This window comes from Streptomyces sp. WM4235 (genome assembly GCF_001279725.1).
Classification (GTDB): Bacteria; Actinomycetota; Actinomycetes; order Streptomycetales; family Streptomycetaceae; genus Streptomyces.
Window position 1 is genome coordinate 1 of the sequence record NZ_LGDE01000472.1, and the last position, 19,482, is coordinate 19,482.

Consider the following 19,482-nt stretch of genomic DNA (forward strand, 5'->3'; position numbering starts at 1 on the left):
CTCCGACGGCAACCGGTACCGCTTCAACGACACCCGCATCGGCGGCCGCGCCACCATCCGGATCCACACCGGATCCGGCCGCGACACCCGCACCGACCTCTTCCAGGGCAAGCACGACCACGTCTGGGACAACCGCTCCGACACCGCCACCCTGCGCGACGACCGCAATCGGACCGTCGGCACGGAGTCCTGGGGCCGCCGCCGCTACTGTAACCAGGCTCTCGGGCCGCCGCCCTTGAACGGGAGACGACCGAATCTGTGATGATCGTGTGCCGGGCAGTCCGCCAGCCGCCCGGCACACACCCATGTCCAGCACAGGTCTACAAGGCGGCCGGGTGTTCCACGTTGGCCGATGCCGAGGACCCGGTTGCCTGGCACGGCGGGCGGCACTCCATGAACATCACGGCTGATCGGTCGCCGGTCCGGTGCAGGGCTGCGGCGGTGGGCGGTGTGCTGCTCCGCTTCTCGTCGGGGCCTCGCCGTGGTCCGGAGTCGACTTGCCGGTTCTGGGCCTGCGTGCACCCTCGGATGCGGGATGGTCGTCCCGAGGGCGTGGACCGCCGCCATCGGCATCGCCGTCCGCAGGCGTTAACCCCACCGTTCCTCGCCCGAGGGCCACTTGAAGTGGTTCAGGGCAGGAGGAGACCGGGAAGCTGGCCGGTCCTTTGGTTCCAGCAGTGACGGGGCTCGGCGACCCCCGGGATCAAGGGGCCCCGTCCGGCGTGACTGCGTCGGTACAACGCCGTTTTCCATACGACAGCATCAGTTGGGCTTGACAAGCTGGCGACCGAAGCGTGAGGGCCTCTTGTCGGGCTGGTCTGTGCCGAATCGTCCCTCGCTGCAGGCACATGCTTGGATCGGCCGAGGCTGGCACCAGGGTAGCCCGGAGTCGAGGCCGAAACTACGCTGCGTCATGTCTGAAATTGGTTGTGTCGGTGAGGGAAAAGTGAGAATTCCCATGCGGCAACACGCCGTCTGGGCCCTCAAGTGCCTTTAAGGCAGGGAATGTTGGGGTTCTCAGGCCGCGTGAGCGAGAGGTCGGCTGTGCGGACGTTGAGTGGATGTTGTGAATGTGCTGTGTGAACGGATAAGACGGGGCCACTGATCATCTAAGTGGGAGATGTCCGTGCGCACAGCGCGACCACTAGTACTCCTGGTGGCATTCGTCTTGGCCGTTCTGGCTGGTACAGAACAGGCCGCACTCGCGGTGAACCAATGGGTCACCGTGAAGACCGGCTATCGAGCCGGTGAGAGACCCGAGCAGGGCTGGGGATCGGCTCGCGGAAGAGGCCACAGCGCCTCGGGTGACGCCACCGACGCGACAGCGGGAGGGGGACGCAGCGGTGCGCTGAAGGCGCCGGGCGAACTCCCCCCGGATGGCGGCACCGCGCCACTGAAGCTGGAAGGCACGCCCAAACCACCGTCCGCGATCCCGTACGCAAAGGTTGCGGCGCCCGAGGTGTCGCCACCCAAGGGCTTCGATCCGAAGGTCAGCACCGAGGTCCCGGGCGAGCGCACCGAGCGCGCCCGTACCTTCGCCAACCCGGACGGCACCCTCACCACGCGCTACTACAACGAGCCGGTGAACTTCCGATCGACCGACGGTACGTGGAAGGGCATCGACACCAGCCTCGAACGCATGCCTCAGTCGGGGATGCGCACCATGAGCGGGTCCGGGGGTGGTTGGCAGCCGCGCGCCACCGAGGAGGAGCTTCGTTTCGCCGAGTACGCCGACGCAGAGGGCCTGGTTCGTCTTGGGGTGAGCGACTCCGCCGCCATCGCATGGGGGATCGACGGCGTCGCGCATACGCAGGGCAAGGTGAACGGGAGTGTCATCACCTACCCGGAGGTCCGTCCTGGCGCGGACGTGGAACTCATCGCGGGCAGCAATTCCGTCAAGGAGACCTTGATCCTCAAGAGCGCTGCCGCGCCCACGCAGTGGCGGTTTCCGCTGGCGCTGGAAGGGCTGACGGCGAAGCTCGACGGGCACGGCGGCATCGCCTTCGTCGACGGCGCGGGTAGCCAGCAGGGCTGGATGCCCGCCGGCTGGATGGAAGATTCCAACAAGGCGCCGAACTCCAACGAGGGCGTGATCTCCTCCGGAGTCACTTACGACATTGTCCAGGAGGCGTCCCGCCAGGTCTTGGTCGTCACTCTCGATCAGAAGTGGTTGTCGGCGCCCGAGCGTGTCTTCCCCGTTCGGGTCGACCCTTCCGCCACGCGGGTGGGCGGATCGTCGGGCACGTATGTGCAGGCCTCGTACAACCAGAACTTCTCCTCGGACACGGTGCTCAAGGTGGGCACGTCCAATGGCGGAGGGAATCGGTCCGCCTCTTTCCTGCGGTTCGACGGCATCAACGGCTCGCTGAACAACGCGTACGTCCTGGGTGCCAAGCTCAACCTGTTCAACACCTGGTCCTACTCGTGTACGGCGCGGCCGGTGACGGTACATCCCATCACCTCGAACTGGGCGGAGAACAGCACCTCCTCGTGGCCCGGTCCCGCAACCGGTGACGCGTTGGGCTCGAAGAGCTTCACTCACGGATGGAGTCAGAACGGGGGTAAGTCGTACCCCTGCGGTGCACCTGCATGGGAGGGCTTGGACCTGGGGAGCGGCGGGCGTCAGCTCGTCGATGACTGGACCCACGGACGTAAGCCGAATTACGGCTTGGCGCTGCGGGCCTCCACGACGGACTCCTACGCGTGGAAGCAGTTCGCTTCCGACGACTATCCCAACGGAAACCCGAGCCTTGACGTCACATGGTCCAAGCACGGCGCCACCTACGAGCTGGGACGTTGGATCCAGCCGATGACGGCCACGACCGAAGGAGCCTTCAAGGTCACTATCACCAACCGCGGCAAGGAGACCTGGGGCAAGGGCGGCAACTACAAGCTGCGTTACGACCTGTACGACGCGAACGGCAAGATGTTGGGTGGTGACTACGCGAGCAAGATCCGGTGGACACCGATGCCTCATGACGTCGCACCCGGCGGGTCCGCCACCGTCGACGCCAAAATCGCCCCGCTCGCGCCCGGGCGCTACACACTCGTGTGGACGATGGAGGAGGTCGGCGTATCGAGCTTCGTGGCCGACGGCGTCCCCGGCGCGGCTATCACCTTCGACGCGGTCAACACCCCACCTAACCTCACCGGTGCGGCGCCGCCGAGCGGCACCCTCGTGGACACGCTGACCCCGACCCTGTGGGTCTCGGCCACCGACACGGACAAGTCGCCCGGCTCCCTCACCTACCAGTTTGAGGTGTGCGAGGTCGAGGGCCGGGACACCCGGAAGAACTGCCGCAGCAACACGCGCGCGGCCGCACAGAGCTGGACCGTGCCGGGAGGCTGGCTGAGCTGGGCGAAGACCTACGCCTGGTACGCGTACGCCAATGACGGCAAGGACCAGTCGGCCCGGACCGATCCCTCGATCCTGACTACCCAGGTCCCACAACCCGTCATCACCTCCCATCTCGGCGGCGCGGCCCCGGGACGCCGTTTTGACGATCGGTCCGGCAACTACGCCACCGCTGCCACGGACGCCGCGGTTCCCACGGTCGGCCCCGAGCTCGCGGTCACCCGGACCTACAACTCGCAGGACCCGCGCCAGAGCAATGCCTTCGGCGCCGGCTGGGCCACCCGCTGGGACATGCGGGCAGCAGCCGAGCCCGACGGCAGCGTCTTGATCACACTGGCGAACGGCGCCCAGGTCCGCTTCGGCAAGAACAGCGACAACACCTACAGCGCCCCGTCCGGCTCGATGGGCGTGCTGACCTCCCTCTCCGGCGGCGGCTGGACTCTGCGCGACGCGTCCGCCGCCCTGTACACATTCGACGCGACCGGCCGGCTGACCAGCGTCAAGGACGGCCACGGCCGCGAACAGCAACTGACCTACACAAGCGGTAAGCTCACCAAGGCGACCGACGCACAGTCCAAGAGGGCGCTCAACTTCACCTGGAGCGACACGCACATCGCGTCCGTGTCCACTGACACGATCGCCCCGGGCGCTCCCGCGCTGACCTGGTCCTACACCTACACCGGCGACCAGCTGACCAAGATCTGCCCGCCCACCTCCGCGACTGCCTGCACGGTCTACACCTACACCGGCGGTTCCCAGTACCGCAGCATGGTCCAGGACGCCAGCCCGGTCGCATACTGGCGTCTCGGAGAGACAGAGGGCGAGGCCGCGCAGAGCGAGGCCGTCTCCCGTACCGGCATGAACGCCGGGCGCTACCGCGACGTCACGCTCGGCGAAGCCGGCCCTCTGACAGGCACCGGCAACAGAGCAGTCTCCTTCAACGGCACGAACTCCTACGTGGAACTGCCCGAGTCAACCCTGGCATCCTCCACCGTCCTGTCCGTGGAACTTTGGTTCAAGACGGACAAGCCGAACGGTGTCCTCGTCGGCTTCCAGGACAACCCGTTGGGACCCACGTCCCCCAAGGTCTACAACCCGGTCCTCGCCGTGGACTCCGCGGGCAAGCTGCGCGGCGCTTTCGGGAAGGCCGACGGCGGTCTCACCCCGATGACCTCCACGACCGCCGTCACCGACAACAACTGGCACCACGCCGCGATCACCAGCACCGGAACCGGCCAGGCCCTCTACCTGGACGGCCAGCCCGTCGGCACCCTAGCCGGCCCTGTCAACCACTCCGTCAAGACCTTCACCTACCTCGGCGGCGGTTACACCGACTCCACCTGGGACGGAACCGGCACACCCGGCACCCGCCACTACAAGGGACTGATGGACGAGGTGGCGGTCTATCACCGCGCCCTCGACGCAGGATCGGTCCGCGCACACCACGCGGCCCGCACCGGAGCCTCCAAGCTCGCCAAGGTGACCCTGCCCTCGGGCAGGACCGGCGGCAAGGCCGAGTACGACAGCGACACCGAACGCGCCACCAAGGTCACCGACGAGAACGGCGGCGCCTGGCAGATCTCCGCCCCCCGCTACGCGTCCGGATCCCAGGCATACTCTGACGCGGTCCGCGCCGAAACCCCGGTCAACTATTGGCGCCTGGGCGACAGCAGCGGCGCCGCCGCCGTTGATGAGATATCCAGCGGCGGCAATGGCTCCTACCAGGACGGCGTCACCCTCGGCGGCGTCGGCACCTTCCTCGACGGCGACGACGGCGCGGTGACCCTCGACGGGTCCACGGGCGCCGTCTCCGTGCCGGCGGAGTCCATCAGCGGCGCCACCTCGCTCTCAGTGGAGCTGTGGTTCAAGACGGCCAAACCCAACGGCGTCCTCCTCGGCCTGCAGAACGCCGAACTCGGCAGCGTCCCGACCATGTGGAACGCAAGCCTCCTCGTCGACGGCGAGGGCAAGCTCCGCGGCCACCTGTGGGACGCCGGCGGCCCATGGCCGGTCATGGGCGGCCTCAAGGTTACCGACAACAAGTGGCACCACGTCGTGATCACCGGAGGCCCGGCCGGCCAGTCGCTCTACCTCGACGGCTCGAAGATCGGATCGAAGCCCGGCGCAGTCAAGCCTGAGACCCTGGCCCGCGCCTACCTCGGAGCCGGCTACTCCAGCGAAGCGTGGGACGGCCAGACCCGCGCCACCCGCTACTTCAACGGCCAGCTCGACGAAGCCGCCTTCTACACCAAAGAACTCGACGCACAGGCGATCGCCGCCCACTTCAAGTCCCGCAACAAGGCAATGAGCGGCACCGGCGACCAATACCGCGGCGTCGTCACGGCCGGTAGCCCGGCCGGCTACTGGCGCCTGGACGAGACGTCCGGCACCGCGGTCAAGAGCCGGGTCGAGGCCCTCGACGGAACCGGCACCTACACCAAGGCCATCCAGGGAGTCACCGGCGCCTTCGGCCCCGGCGACGGTTCTGCCGTGCAGTTCAACGGCGACGGATACGCGGAGGTCCCCGGCGTCGGCATCGGCACCGCGGATGTCTCCGCCAGCCTCTGGTTCAGGACCGACAAGCCCGGCGTCATCCTTGCCAACCAGACGAGCCCGATGGCCGCAGCCACCGAGACCACCGGCGACTGGGCACCAGTACTGTACGTCGGCGCGGACGGCAAGCTCCACGGTGAATACTTCTCGGGAACCGGAGCCTCGAACGCCTCACAAGCCACGGTGACAGACAACCAGTGGCACCACGCGGCCGTCACCGTCAAGGCCGGGGTACAGACCTTGTACCTGGACGGCACCCAGGTCGCGACGAAGACGGGCGCGCCCGTCAACCACGAGAACAGCACCCGCACCTACATCGGCGCGGGCTTCGCCAAGAACTGGCCGTCAGCCCCGGCCAACATCAGCTACTTCATCGGCGCGCTCGACGAGGTAGCCGTCTTCCGCCGTGGCCTCACCGCCGAGGAGGTGGCCACTCAGTACGCGGCCCGCACCACGGCCTCCTCCTCCTCGCTCACCTCGACGGTGACGGTCACCGACCCCACCGGAGCAAAGACCTCCAGCACGTTCGACGCAGTCCGCGGACAGCGCCGGGTCGCCTCGACAGACGCGGACGGCGGTGTCGTCACTTTCGCGTACGACACCGGCGGCTTCCTCCACACGGTCACCGACCCCAACGGCCACGCGGTCACCACCGGTCACGACGAGCGCGGTAACACCGTTTCCACGACCACGTGCCGGGACGCCAACTCCTGCTGGACCTCGTTCGCCGAGTATCACCACAACGCGTCCGACCCGCTGGACCCGCGCAACGGAAAGCCCACAGCAGTCCGAGACGCCCGTTCCACCGGAACGGCCGACAACAGCTACCGGACGACCACGTCCTACACCGCGCTCGGCCTCACCGACACCGTCACCCTGTCCGACGGAAGGACCACGTCGACCACGTACACCATGGGCACCGAGCCCGCGGTCGGCGGCGGCCTCACCCCGGCCGGTCTGGTGGCCTCCACAAAGAGCACCGGCGGTCTCAACGTCTCGCACGCCTACTTCGCGAGCGGCGACCTGGCGCGGACCACCACGCCCTCAGGCCTGGCCACCAGCTACACCTACGACGGCATCGGCCGGAGGATGTCGGAGACCCAGGTCTCCGAGGCCACTCCCAACGGTGTGACCACCTCGTACACCTACAACGCGATGTCACGTGTCTCCACGGAGACGGGCCCAGGAGTCAAGAACGGGATCACCGGCGTCACACACACCGCGAAAACCTCCCGGACCTACGACGCGGACGGGAAACTGCTCACCGAGTCCACGCAGGACACCACAGGCGGTGACGCCACCCGCACCACCACCCATCGCTACGACGTATTCGGACTCAACGAGAGCACGACCGACACGGCGGGCAACGAGTCGGCCTTCGGACACGACGCGCTCGGCCGGGTGGTCCGCGAGACGGATCCCGTGGGCAACATCGTCACGCACACGTTCACCAAGCGTGGGCAGCTGGCCGAGTCGGTGCTGAAAGACTGGACGGGCGATCCGTCCGGCCAAACCCGCGATCTGGTCATGATCTCCCACGCCTACGACCCGGCGGGCCGCCTGGCCTCGACGACGGACGCGATGGGTGCCACGACCGCCTTCACGTACTACGACGACGGCCTCACAGCCACGACCACGGCGAAGCAGGTCACCCAGGCGAACGGCACCAAGAAGGACATCGTCCTTGAGGCGAACTCCTACGACGGAGCTGGCAACCTCACCGCCCAAACCGCGAGCGGCGGCCGCACGACCGTCCACACAATCGACGCCTTCGGGCGTGCGACACGCAGTGTCTTCGACCCGAACGGCCTCAACCGGGTGACCACGGCGGCCTACGACGGTGACAACCGCGTCACCGAGCAGACGCAGTCGATCGACGGCTCAGGCAAGAATCTCACCTCGACGACCGAATACGACGTGTCGGGCAACCCGAAGCAAGCCACCGTCACCGACGGCACCAGCACCCGGGTCACTTCCGGCACCTTCGACCAGCGGGGTCTCCCGCTGACCCAGGTCACCCCGCGAGGCAACACCACCACAACCCGGTACGACGACCTCGGCCGCCTGGTCGAGACGACGGCGCCGCAGGTGCAGATCGAGGAGAACGGCGGTGTAGCCAAAGCCGCGACGCCGAAGGCCCTCACCGGATACAACACCTTCGGCGAGGTCACCGAGTCGCGTGACGCACGCGGCCAGGTAACCCGGACGGAAACCGACAAGCTCGGCCGGCCCGTATCAATCACGCTTCCCGACTACACACCCCCAGGCGCTGCAACGCCGATCACGGCCGTATCGCGCACAACCTACGACAAGCTCGGCAACACCGCTTCCAGCACCGACCCCTTGGGTCGCGCCCGCTACTACCAGTACGACCAGATGGGCAACCTGGTCCGCTCCACGGACCCGGCCTTGGCGGGTGCTCAGGGCCTCAAGGCCCCGGGTGCCCCGTCCTTCAACGGCACCCTCACGGACCTGACAGGTGGTGGAATTTCCACCTACACCTGGACCCCGACCGGTCTGCCGCTCTCGGCAACGGACCCGACAGGAGCCCGTACCGAGTCCACCTATGACGAGCTCAGCCGCAAGCTCACCGCCACGACGGTCGAGCGCAAGCCCACCCTCCACAACCTTGTCTCCCGCTACACATGGGACGACGCGGGCAACCAGACCGAGTTCACCACCCCCAACGGCCGCCGCACCACAGTGGCCTTCAACACCGCAGGCGACCCCCTGACGGTCACCGACCCGGCCGGCGCCACCACCCACGCCGGCTACGACGGCCTGGGCCAGGAGACCGAATCGAAGGACGCCACCGGCCGCAGAACAACCACCACGTACGACGTCATGGGACAGCCGCTCTCGAGGTCCGACTACGGAACCGGAACGACGGTCCTGCGCGCGGCGTCAACGGAATACGACCCTGATGGCAACGTCACCGCATCAGTCTCCGCCACCGGATCGCGTCGCACCTATACCTACGACGCCCTCGGCCGCCTGACCAAACAGGTCGAACCCGTCACCGCCGACGACGCCATCACGACGACCTTCGGCTACGACGCCGCCGGCAACCGCACCCGTCTGACCGACGGCCGTGGAAAGGCCACCTACTACACCTACAACACCTGGGGTCTACAGGAATCGACCACCGAACCCAGCACCACACTCCACCCCGCTCTGGCCAACCGCACGTTCACCAACGTCTACGACGCGGCCGGTCAGCTCGTCACCGAGTTGCTCCCCGGCAGCGTCAAGCGCAACAAAACGTATGACGCGCTGGGCCACCTGACCGGCGAGACCGGTTCCGGCACCGCAGCGACCACCCGCCCACGGGCCTTGTCCTACGACCTCGCCGGCCGTCTGACCGGCGTGGGCGGCGACGGCCTCCTCGCGGGCAATACCTACACCTACAACGACCGCGGTCAGCTTCTGAAAGCCGACGGCCCCTCGGGGAACTCCGCCTACGCGTACGACGCGGACGGCCAAATGACCACCCGGACCGACGCCGCGGGCACCACGGCCTTCACCTACGACCTGGCCGGTCGCCTTGACACCACCACTGACCCGCTCACCGGAACCCAGATCCGCAAGGACTACGACGCGGCCGGGCGACCGACCACCGATCAGTACGCCCGCCCCGCAGGTGGCGTCGGCTCATGGACGGTCGGCGCCAAGCGCTCCTACACATACGACGCACTGGGCCGGGCCTCCAACGATGCCGTCACGCGCACAGAAGGCGGCACCGAGGTCCAGGGCATCGCCTACGAATACGACCTCGACAACCGGCTGGTCCAAAAGACCAGCACCGGCACAGCCGGGGCAGGCGCGGAAACATACTCCTACGACCTTGCCGGCCGCATGACCTCACAGACCAGCGGTGGCACCACCACCGCCCTCGAATGGGACAAGTCCGGCAACCTGACAAAGAAGGGCGACCTCACCGCCACCTACGACGCGCGCAACCGCGTCCAGACCTGGGGCACACAGACCTTCGACTACTCCGCCCGCGGCTCCATCAAGACCGTCACCGACGGGAGTAACACCCGCACCATCAACACCGACGCCTTCGAACGGACGGTCAGCAACGGCACCAGCACCTTCACCTACGACTCCCTCGACCGCGTCCTGACCAACGGCAGCAACGCCTTCCAATACGACGGAGGCTCCAACAACCTCGTCAAGGACGGCACCTCCACCTACAGCCGCGACCCAGGCGGCCAACTAATCGCCAGCGCCATCACCGGAAGCCCCGGCTCGGGACGCCTGCCTGTCACCGATCAGCACACCGATGTGGTCTCCACGCTCGCCGCTGACGGCACCTCGGTCTCCTCATCCCGCGCGTACGACGCCTTCGGCAATGTCACCGCGTCGGCGGGCACCAACCCCTCCCTCGGCTACCAGTCGGGCTGGACGGACAGCAGCACCGGCGAGGTCAACATGGCTGCCCGCTGGTACCAGCCCGGAACCGGGAGCTTCACCAGCCGCGACACCTGGCAACTCGACCCCAACCCCTCGGCCCAGGCGAACCGCTACACCTACGCCAACGCCAGCCCCCTCAACGGCACCGACCCCACGGGGCACAGGGTCGAAATGGGAGGTGGCAGCGGCAGCGCCGGCGTCTACATGGGATGGTTCAGCCAGTCCGCAGGCCCGCACGTCGGTGGAGTCATCAGGGCAGCGCTCGGCCAGTTCTCGTACCAGGGCGTGCTGTGGATCTACGACTCCAGCGCGGGGAGTCGGTACCCGGCCACCATGACCCGCGGCTACGACGAATCGCAGGAGAAGCGCCAACGGTCCCGATACCACGGCGGCGGTGGCGGCGGCAGTTCCTACGGAGGCGGCGGGGGAGGGGGCAGCAGCCCCAGGACCAGGCCAAGGCCCAACCCCAGGCCCCACCCGAACCCTCCGCGACCCAAGCCGAAGCCCAAGCCCCAGCCGATCTTCGACCCGAACCCGTGGAACGGCAAGAACCCGGTCCCGGCGCCGGACCTGGCGCCGATCGTCGGCCTCGTGGTGACAGGCACCGCCACAGTGCTTTCCGAGGCCACGGCTGCCGCAGCCACCGTCTTCACGGCGCAGGCTGTCCTCGACTCACTTGCCATCGCCATCTTCACGCCGGTCATCATCGGTTCCCCCGACCCCAGGGTCGAGCCGCAGTCGGGCGGCGACAATACTTGGCGGAAGCGTACTGACGACAAGTGCGACGACGGCCCCGGAACGAGCGCCAACGGTCACCAGATCTACCTCCCCCGCGAGCGCTACTGGGACGATTTCTCAAAGAGATACGAATGCCGGGCAACCGGGGTCTACGGCCTCTTGGACAAGAGTGACCTCACGACGACGAAGCATCCCGGACCGGGGACTTCGACCAATGAGAATCGGCGCCCGCCCGGCTATGACGAAATCAACGACCAGCCAGGCCAAAAAGCGAACAACGGCCACCTGCTACCTAAAATCGGAGGTGGATCTGGAACAGACCTCAGAAACCTTGTAGCCCAGTATCGTTGGGTAAATTCGCCTTACATTCGAGACACGGTCGAGAACGACATTCGGGTAGGCCTGGAAGCCAACAAGCGGGTGACAGTCTCGATTACTGTCCACTATGATAGTCAGAGCTCGGGCATACCTACGCGGCTCGAGTACGACTACTCCGTAATAGGCAGTGGAGAGTGGAAGAATTGCACCGTATTCAACACGCCGGGTAAAACGGCATCCATTGTTGGCACTCAGAACTGTCCACAGAAGAAGTAGGCGGATAAATGCCCGACTATCCCAATGCTGTTGCAGCGTTGCTCGGCACGCCCCGGGACCTGTTTGCCGGTCACGCGGCGTGGCAGCCGCTGGAAGCAGCCCTCGGGGTGTCCCTTCCCGATGACTACAAGCACCTGGTTGACGCTTACGCGCCGGTGCAGATCAACGGCCACCTGTACCTGGATCACCCGGCGAATGAGTTCTCACCACTTGGGGCGTGGATTCTCGACACCATCGAAGATTTCGAGAATCAGGATGGATCTGACGGGCTGATCCCCGCCGCCTGCACAGACCGAAGCGAGTACGTATTCCTGGCTCCCGGATCGGGCAAGAATCCGTGGAGGGTCGTTTCCTGTGGCAGGGATGAGCCTGATTTTTACGAACATCAGATGACGTTCTCTGAATGGATCTACCGCTATCTGGCGGGGGAGGACATGTTCGAACCTGGGGATGCCGTGTTCTATCCCGGACCGGTTCGGCTTGAAGGTATGCCTACCAGCGCAAACGATGGAATTGTGAAATGGTACGGACCCGACCGATAGGTGGCATCCAGTAGGGCAGGTAAGCAATAGGAATGGGGCACCCACCGGATGACTCGGGGTGCCCCATTTCAGTACGCGCGCCTGTATAGAGGAGATCGACCCTGTCAACTGACGACTGAAGCAGTGTTACGAGCTGGTGCGTGATGGCGGGTGAGGCGTGTTTCTCCTGGCCGTGGCCGACTCTCAGAGGGCGATATGTGACTTGATGTTCGTTTCTATGTCGCCTGTTCGTGTGACTGTGGGGGCTCCCGGCCGATCGACGAGTACGCCTCTCAGGCCGACGCGGCTGGGCGCCTACGTGCGCGCCACCCTGAGCGGCGCCAAGGTCGCCGGTATCGGCAGCCCCCCCGCCGCCGGGTGGACCACCTACTTCGCCGTGGACAGCGCCGACGAGGTGTCACAGCGCGTCCACGAGTGCGGCGGCACCGTCGACCTGCTGGTTGACGGCGAACCGGTGGCGGGCATCCGCTGCGGCATGGCACCGGGGTGGCCGCACTGGCAGGTGCGCTTCGCCGTCACCGACGCCGACCTGACCGTACGCCAGGCCGTCGGGCAAGTCCTTGACGGCTGGAGGAGACCCCGTACGGCCGGGCGGCCCGGCTCGCCGATCCTTGGGGCGGGCGGTTCTCCGTCATCGAGGTGGGCTGACGCAGGCGCGGCCGCTCACAGCCTTGACACGATCGCGCGGGCCAGCGTTTCGAGGTGGTCGCGGATCTGACTGGAGTGCTGGTCGGGGATTCCCGGGGCAAGGGGATCAAAGGCGTAGTTGACGGCGAAGTTGACCGAGCCCTTGCGCACGTACAGATGGCCACCGATCGAGGCTTCGTCGTACAGAGCCACGTCGCCCACTCCGGCCACCGGTAGAGTGCCGGGCTCGGATGCCTCCTGGGGGTCCTGACCCTCGGAATCCTCCGCGGCGTCCTCGTCGCCGTGGCCCTGTCCGTCGTCGAACTGCTCGCCCGCGTGGCGCGTCCACACGACGCGGTGGAAGGGATGGTCCCCGGACTGGCCGGCATGCACGACGTGGACGACTACCCGACGGCGCGGACCGTTCCGGGACTGGTCATCTACCGTTACGATTCGCCGCTCTTCTTCGCCAATGCCGAGAACTTCCGCCGTCGCGCCCTGGCCGCGATCGACCAGCAGAGTCCCCCGGTTCGATGGTTCGTACTCAACGCCGAGGCGAACGTCGAGGTGGACATCACTGCTCTGGACGCCGTGGACGGCCTCCGCCAGGAACTGGAACACCGGGGCATCGTCCTCGCCTTGGCGCGGGTCAAGCAGGAACTCCGGGAGGATCTGGACGCCTACGGTCTCACCTCCTCGGTGGGTGCCGAGCGCATCTACCCGACCCTGCCCACGGCCCTGGAGGCCTATCGGGCGTGGAGCCGGGACGCTGGATCGAAGGGGGACTGAGCCGGGCCTGCCGGTCGTCCCCGCCGCCGGGCCGAGTGTCCCCCGGCAGGGGCCATCCGGCCCCTGCCCGGAAGGACCCGCGTTCGGCCAGATTGGGAGCAGAGCGCGATATCGCCGATGGGGCTGGTGGCAGGGATGGGTTCCTACGTGTACGACTTCGACCAGGGCGGCCGGGACATGGCTGATCTCCTCGGAGACAAGGGCGCCAACCTCGCTGAGACGGCAGGCATGGGACTGCCCGTCCCGCCGGGTTTCACCATCACCACCGAGGCCTGCCGTGTCTTTCTGGCCACCGGCGAGCCGCCCGAGGAACTGGACTGTGAGGTCGCCGAGCACCTGGCGGCGTTGGAACGGCTCACCGGCAAGCGGCTCGGGCAGGTGGATGACCCGCTGTTGCTGTCGGTCCGCTCCGGGGCCAGGTTCTCCATGCCGGGCATGATGGAAACCATCCTGGACCTCGGCCTCAACGACCTGTCGGTGCTCGGCCTGGGCAAGACGGCCGAACGGGAGAGGTTCGCCTGGGACTCCTATCGACGCCTCGTGCAGATGTTCGGTGGCGTCGTCATGGGTGTCGAGAGGGGTCGATTCGAAGACGTCCTCCGACGGATCAAGGACCAGCACCGCGTCGCGGACGACTCCCGGCTGGACACGTGTGACCTGATCCGGGTCGTGCAGATGTTCAAGGACCTCGTCCTCGAACAGACCGGGAGAGCCTTCCCACAGGATCCGGCCGAGCAGCTGCGGCAGGCGATCCGTGCCGCCTTCAGGTCGTGGAACGGCGAGCGGGCATCTCTCCACCGACAGCGTGAACACATCCCGGACGACCTCGGAACGGCGGTCACCGTACAGACCATGGTCTTCGGGAACCTCGGAGCAGACTCCGGCAGCGGCGTCGCGTTCACCCGCGACCCGGCCACCGGCCGTCCCGGGCTTTACGGCGACTACCTGCCCAACGCCCAGGGCGAGGAAGTCGTCGCGGGCGTGCGCAACGCCCTGCCGCTCCAGGAGTTGTCGACGCTCGACCCCTCCTCGTTCGACCGGCTGCACGGGTACATGGAGCAGTTGGAAGCGCACTACCGCGACCTGTGCCACGTCGAGTTCACGATCGAGCACGGCACTCTGTGGATGCTGCGGACCCGCGTCGGCGCCCTGCGCGGGCGCCCTTCGGTATCGCCTTACGACGTGCCCCCGACGCCCTCGTTCCCTTGACGAGGCGCTGACCCGAGTCGACGGCGAGATACCGGCACGGCTGATGTCCCCCGCGTCGACACCACGGCCGAGACCCCCTCCGTGCTCGCATGGGGTATCCCCACCTCGCCCGGAGCGGCCGTGGGCGCGGCGGGGCTTCGACTCCTCGGAAGCGGTCCGCAGGGCTGCCGCCGGCAAGCGACACCGAACTGCTGGCCGCGATCACGCGCTGCTCGGCCTGCGGGGTGTCCGACCAACCCTGGTGTCGAACGGGTTGGTGTCCATGCAGGTGTGCGCGCCATCGCGGAGGCATCCTTCGAAACGAACGACCTGACCCAGACCACATGGTGCTTCTCTCTGGACGACGTCGAGGCGACGTTCTTCGCCGCCCATCTCGACAAGGGAATCTTCCCGGTCTCCCCATTCGAGACGATCGACCGCGAAGGTGTCGGCTGTCTCGTGGAGATCGCAGTCGCAGAGGGCCGCGCGGTCCGACCGGGCCTGAAGATCGGAGGCTGCGGAAAACACGGGGGAGACCCGACCTCCGTGCACTTCTTCCACCAGGCGGCACTCGACTCCGTCTCCTGCTCGCGCGATACCGCGCCCCGGACCGTGCCGGCCACCCGAGCCCCCGTCAAGCGAGTCGGCGGTGTTGCCTGGGTGACTGCGACCCGTGGCCCACCGCCCGGAAACCATGGCTCGGCCGACGCTCCCCCCGGTGTACGCGTGGATCGAGCGGTACCGCGACCGGACGGGAAGGTTGGCCGGTTCATCACCGACGGAGCCCAAGAGGTCGGGGACAGTGGCCGCAGACATCGGACGCAGCCCCGCTCGACCAGATCTCCATTGTTGCGGAAGGGTCAGTGGCGGGAGCGGGCGGCGGCTTCGCGCAGCGCATGGAGGACGGTTCCAAGGCCGAGGACCGCGATGCCGGAGATGACGGCGCCCAGGGGGAGCGCGAAGGCGAGGACCGCGCAGCCGGCCAGACCGATGACGGGGACGAGACGGCACGGTCGGCCCTCCTCCTCGGTGAGGGTCCAGGCGGAGGCGTTGGTGATGGCGTAGTAGACAAGAACACCGAAGGAGGAGAAGCCGATCGCCCCGCGGATGTCGGTCGTCGCGGCGAGCACGGCAACGACGGTACCCACGGCCAGCTCGGCGCGGTGCGGGACACCGAAGCGCGGGTGCACGGCGGCCAGGACGTGCGGCAGGTGACGGTCGCGGGCCATCGCCAGGGTGGTGCGGGAGACCCCGAGGATCAACGCGAGCAATGAGCCGAGCGCGGCGATGGCGCCGCCCACGCGGACAACGGGCACCAGCCAGTCGGAGCCCGCGGCTTGCACCGCCTCCGACAGCGGGGCTGCAGCGTCAGCGAGCCCGTCCGCTCCCAGCACGGTCAGGACCGCGATGGCGACGAGGGCGTAGACGGCGAGGGTGATGCCGAGCGCGATCGGGATGGCACGGGGGATGGTACGGGCGGGGTCGCGGACCTCTTCTCCGAGGGTGGCGATGCGGGCATATCCGGCGAAGGCGAAGAACAGCAGCCCCGAAGCCTGGACCACTCCGCCTATGGTGACGTCCGAGCTGAGGCCCAGCCGCGCGATGTCCGCACCGCCAGAGGTCAGCGTGGTGACGGCCACGGCGGCGAGGACAGCCAAGACGACCGCGATGGCGGCACGATTCAGGCGCGCGGACTTCTGCATCCCCGCGTAGTTCAACGCGGTCAGGGCCACGACGGCGGCCACGGCCACAGCGCGCTCCTTGCCGGGCCACAGGTATGCGCCGATGGTCAGGGCCATGGCCGCGCACGAGGCGGTCTTGCCGACGATGAACGCCCAACCGGCGAGATGGCCCCAGAAGCCGCCCAGACGCTCGCGGCCGTAAATGTAGGTGCCACCGGACCGCGGGTAGAGGGCGGCCAGCCGTGCCGAGGAGGTCGCGTTGCAGTAGGCCACGACAGCGGCCAGGGCGAGGGCGAGAAGCAGTCCGGAACCGGCGGCGCCGGCCGCCGGGCCGAGCGCGGCGAAGATCCCGGCGCCGATCATTGAACCCAGGCCGATCAGCACCGCATCGGACACCCCCAGCTCGCGCCGCATTCCGCCCGAACCCGTCAAGGCCCCTGCTGCGTTCACCACGCACTCCCTCTCGCTTCGATCCTGAACTCGGCGCACAGTAGCGGAGCAAGATGTCGGGGAAGGGGGGCGTTCTCTCAGGGGGTCTCGATTGGGTTGTCGGGTGGGCTCCCCTCCGTGCGCTGGACCAAGCGGTAGGTGTACGTACGTTTACTGCCGCGGTGATGGCGGCCCTGAAGAATGGCGGCTTCGATCAGGTGGCTGACCGGAGGGTTTGCTCTGCGGATCCGCGTCAACTGTCCGGGATTGAGGTCGACGGCGGCCGTGGCCGCGCCCAGGGCAACTCCTCGGGCAAGCAAGCGCAGGAGAACACGGAGCGCGAAGGCGTTGAGCTGTCCCTTCGGTGCGACCCGCTGGGCGGCCGCCATGGCCGCGGAGCAGGAGAACGCGGTATCGAAGCCGGGATCCTTCCGCCAGGTGGCGAGAAGGGACTCCGTGACACCGGCCGCGGCGGCGCAACCTGCCGGACCGAGGCCTGCGCCTGCCGCGTGGAGGGCCCATGCGCGGCGCTGGTCCATTTCGGCAGCCAGGTCCTGATGGGCGTGGATCGACGTGATCAGAGCCGAGTCCAGGCCGTCCGACGCCCTGAGCCGGTTGATCATGTCCTCGGCCCAGTCCCGCAGCGACTGGGCCGCTTCCTCCGGTGGTGGGTTCGTCAACCACAAGCCTCCTGTCGAACTCGGGAGTCTGAAAGTCTATTGTGCGCACCGGACGAGCCTGTCGACATGCGGGCTGCGGGCTGCACGACAAGCGGCTCATCGGCGAGCGGCCGGAACGGCTCCGGGCATGTGCGAATCCGGAGTGCGTATTGCACTTCCGTACTTTCGTGACGTCTCCAAGACGCACCTTCTCATGGTGTTCCACGGCCGGTGCCGGGGGCCGTGTCAAGGCGGACAGGCGCCATGCTTTGCGTGTCCCGCGACTGACGGAGTGGAATCGCCGCCCCGGCGGAGGTCGGTGCGTAGCGCGACTCTCGGCGAGCGAACGCCCGGCATCGCCATCGAGTGGAGGAGGACCCCGCATGTCGGCACGGCCCGTCCTCGCCGGCCTACGGAGCAGCTCCGGTCTGCGACGACATGCTGGGTAGTCGCTACCGGCTCCAGGCCCCGATCGGTCCCGTGGTACGGCTGACGCCTTCCGTGGCGTCAACTTGCGCACCCGCATAGGTGCCGGCCCCCTGAGCCCCGTACAAGTGACACGGATCGGCGCCGACATCTCATCAGCCCTCGATCACGTCACGCACACGGGATCATCCACCATGACGTCAAACCCGCCAATGTCCTGCTGGGTGAGGAAGGTTCCCCGCACCTGGCCGACCTCGGACTCGTCAGGACGCTGCACGATCACTCCCACAGCGCACCCGACACTCTGGTCTGGACGCTCACCTCTATGGCACAGGTACCGCCGTTCCGCACTGCGGTGAGGGCGGCGCCCGCGGACACACCTCCACGCACCCCTCACCCCTGCCGAATGTCGCGGATGCCGATTCCGGCGTCGAACGCGCGCGAGCGCACCTGGTGTCGGTGAGTGAAACGGCTGCCGCACCTCTGGTGACCGGGACGTAGTCGATGTCGTCTCGGACTTGCTCACCGACGCGCCCTTGTTCTCACCAGCAGCCCTCCCACCCGGAGCCGGGCGCGACTTCGAGGGTGTTGTCGCCCCTTCCCCCCCTGGTCCTGAACACGGGCATCACGGCAGCGGCACCACCGCCGATCCAGGCTGTGCAAGCGGGCGGCGTCCCGACTGGGCCGGCTGCGGGGGGACCTTGCCCCCGGAAACCGGTTCTCGGCCAGGCTCATAGACGGAACCGACAACGAGACCGGCGGCCGCCGTCTCAACGAAGTGTTCACATTGAACCGCATCCTGGATGGAGACGCGTTCTACGTAAAGATCACCCCCTGATTAGCGACGGAGCCCCTGTGCCTCTCATCACTGAATACAGCACCAGCGCCTACCCGGACCGCGGGATCGTCGAGGTGTACGACAGCGACGCGTACCTCGGCGACGACGAGGCGTTGGCTCGCTCCAGGACGCAGGTGGTCGCGGGAGACGGTTACCACCTCTTCCTGCACAGTCTCCAAACCGACATCGAAGTAGAGGTCACCCTCAGGATCTGGGACAGCCCACAAGAGGTGCTGCAAGACACCGAGGGCACGGTCCCGGTATCTCTGGAGTCCGAGACAGGCCGGCTTGTGGTCAACCAGCTCACCTTCGGACCAGCGGGTGTGATGGACCTGCCCCGGCCCGGTGTCTACGAGGGGCACGCGACCTGGAGCGGACGGCAGGCCACAGCCGACTACTACGACACCTGTCGCCAACGTTCTGTCCAAGAGGGATGGAGCGCGGAACAGATCGGCGCTGCATGGAAGCAGTGCCCCGACGTCGAAAGGTACGTACTCGACCTCTGGTTCGTCAGGGACTGCGAGCCAGACGACGAGGACGACACCTAAGACCGTGTCCTATGTGGTGAGGCGGGCGAGCCGCTTGTAGCAGCAGATGGCGGCGGCGAGACCGAGAAAGGCCAGGTAGTTGCGGGGGTGGCGTTCGT

At 67.3% G+C, this 19,482-nt stretch carries 9 protein-coding genes and 3 pseudogenes; 8 read left to right on the forward strand and 4 right to left on the reverse strand.

Going from position 1 to position 19,482, the window contains the following annotated elements; genetic code table 11:
- From ADK55_RS34920 to ADK55_RS34935, 4 genes are all read left to right on the forward strand, one after another.
- Positions 1–262, forward strand: a 262-nt coding sequence (locus ADK55_RS34920; RefSeq protein ID WP_199826712.1) for a lamin tail domain-containing protein, incomplete at its 5' end; no start/stop codon positions are given.
- Between the two features lie 858 nt (positions 263–1,120).
- Positions 1,121–11,656, forward strand: coding sequence for a LamG-like jellyroll fold domain-containing protein (locus ADK55_RS34925; RefSeq protein WP_053684943.1), 10,536 nt, complete (start codon positions 1,121–1,123; stop codon positions 11,654–11,656).
- Between the two features lie 8 nt (positions 11,657–11,664).
- Positions 11,665–12,198 carry an SMI1/KNR4 family protein gene (locus ADK55_RS38210; protein WP_053684945.1) on the forward strand — a complete coding sequence of 178 codons (534 nt, stop codon included), beginning with the start codon at positions 11,665–11,667 and terminating at the stop codon, positions 12,196–12,198.
- Positions 12,199–12,496: 298 nt separating this feature from the next.
- The gene (locus ADK55_RS34935; protein ID WP_159041642.1) at positions 12,497–12,916 is read left to right on the forward strand and encodes a hypothetical protein; all 420 of its coding nucleotides are present in this window, start codon (positions 12,497–12,499) and stop codon (positions 12,914–12,916) included.
- Here ADK55_RS34935 and ADK55_RS38970 read toward each other — a convergent pair.
- The gene (locus ADK55_RS38970; protein WP_159041643.1) at positions 12,862–13,176 is read right to left on the reverse strand and encodes a hypothetical protein; all 315 of its coding nucleotides are present in this window, start codon (positions 13,174–13,176) and stop codon (positions 12,862–12,864) included. The genes ADK55_RS34935 and ADK55_RS38970 overlap by 55 nt on opposite strands.
- Between ADK55_RS38970 and ADK55_RS34940 the strand changes: the two are divergent.
- Positions 13,072–13,614 (forward strand): annotated as a pseudogene (locus tag ADK55_RS34940) (STAS domain-containing protein); the annotation flags it as partial. The gene ADK55_RS38970 and the pseudogene ADK55_RS34940 sit on opposite strands and share 105 nt — an antisense overlap.
- A 135-nt stretch (positions 13,615–13,749) precedes the next feature.
- Positions 13,750–15,429 (forward strand): annotated as a pseudogene (locus ADK55_RS34945) (PEP/pyruvate-binding domain-containing protein); the annotation flags it as partial.
- Positions 15,430–15,662: 233 nt separating this feature from the next.
- Here ADK55_RS34945 and ADK55_RS34950 read toward each other — a convergent pair.
- Complete coding sequence (locus ADK55_RS34950) at positions 15,663–16,898, reverse strand: APC family permease (protein WP_053684951.1); 1,236 nt, start codon at positions 16,896–16,898, stop codon at positions 15,663–15,665.
- A 113-nt stretch (positions 16,899–17,011) separates the two neighbouring features.
- Positions 17,012–17,599: a hypothetical protein gene (locus ADK55_RS34955; protein ID WP_159041644.1), complete on the reverse strand. Its 588-nt coding sequence runs from the start codon at positions 17,597–17,599 to the stop codon at positions 17,012–17,014.
- 619 nt (positions 17,600–18,218) lie between these two features.
- Here ADK55_RS34955 and ADK55_RS41105 point away from each other — a divergent pair.
- Together ADK55_RS41105 and ADK55_RS34960 are read left to right on the forward strand one after the other, a co-directional pair.
- A complete protein-coding gene (locus ADK55_RS41105) occupies positions 18,219–18,461 on the forward strand; it encodes a hypothetical protein (protein ID WP_420713731.1) in 243 nt (80 codons plus the stop codon).
- Between the two features lie 392 nt (positions 18,462–18,853).
- Positions 18,854–19,384, forward strand: coding sequence for a hypothetical protein (locus ADK55_RS34960; RefSeq protein WP_053684955.1), 531 nt, complete (start codon positions 18,854–18,856; stop codon positions 19,382–19,384).
- A gap of 9 nt (positions 19,385–19,393) precedes the next feature.
- Here ADK55_RS34960 and ADK55_RS39395 read toward each other — a convergent pair.
- Positions 19,394–19,482, reverse strand: a pseudogene (locus ADK55_RS39395) (IS5/IS1182 family transposase); the annotation flags it as partial.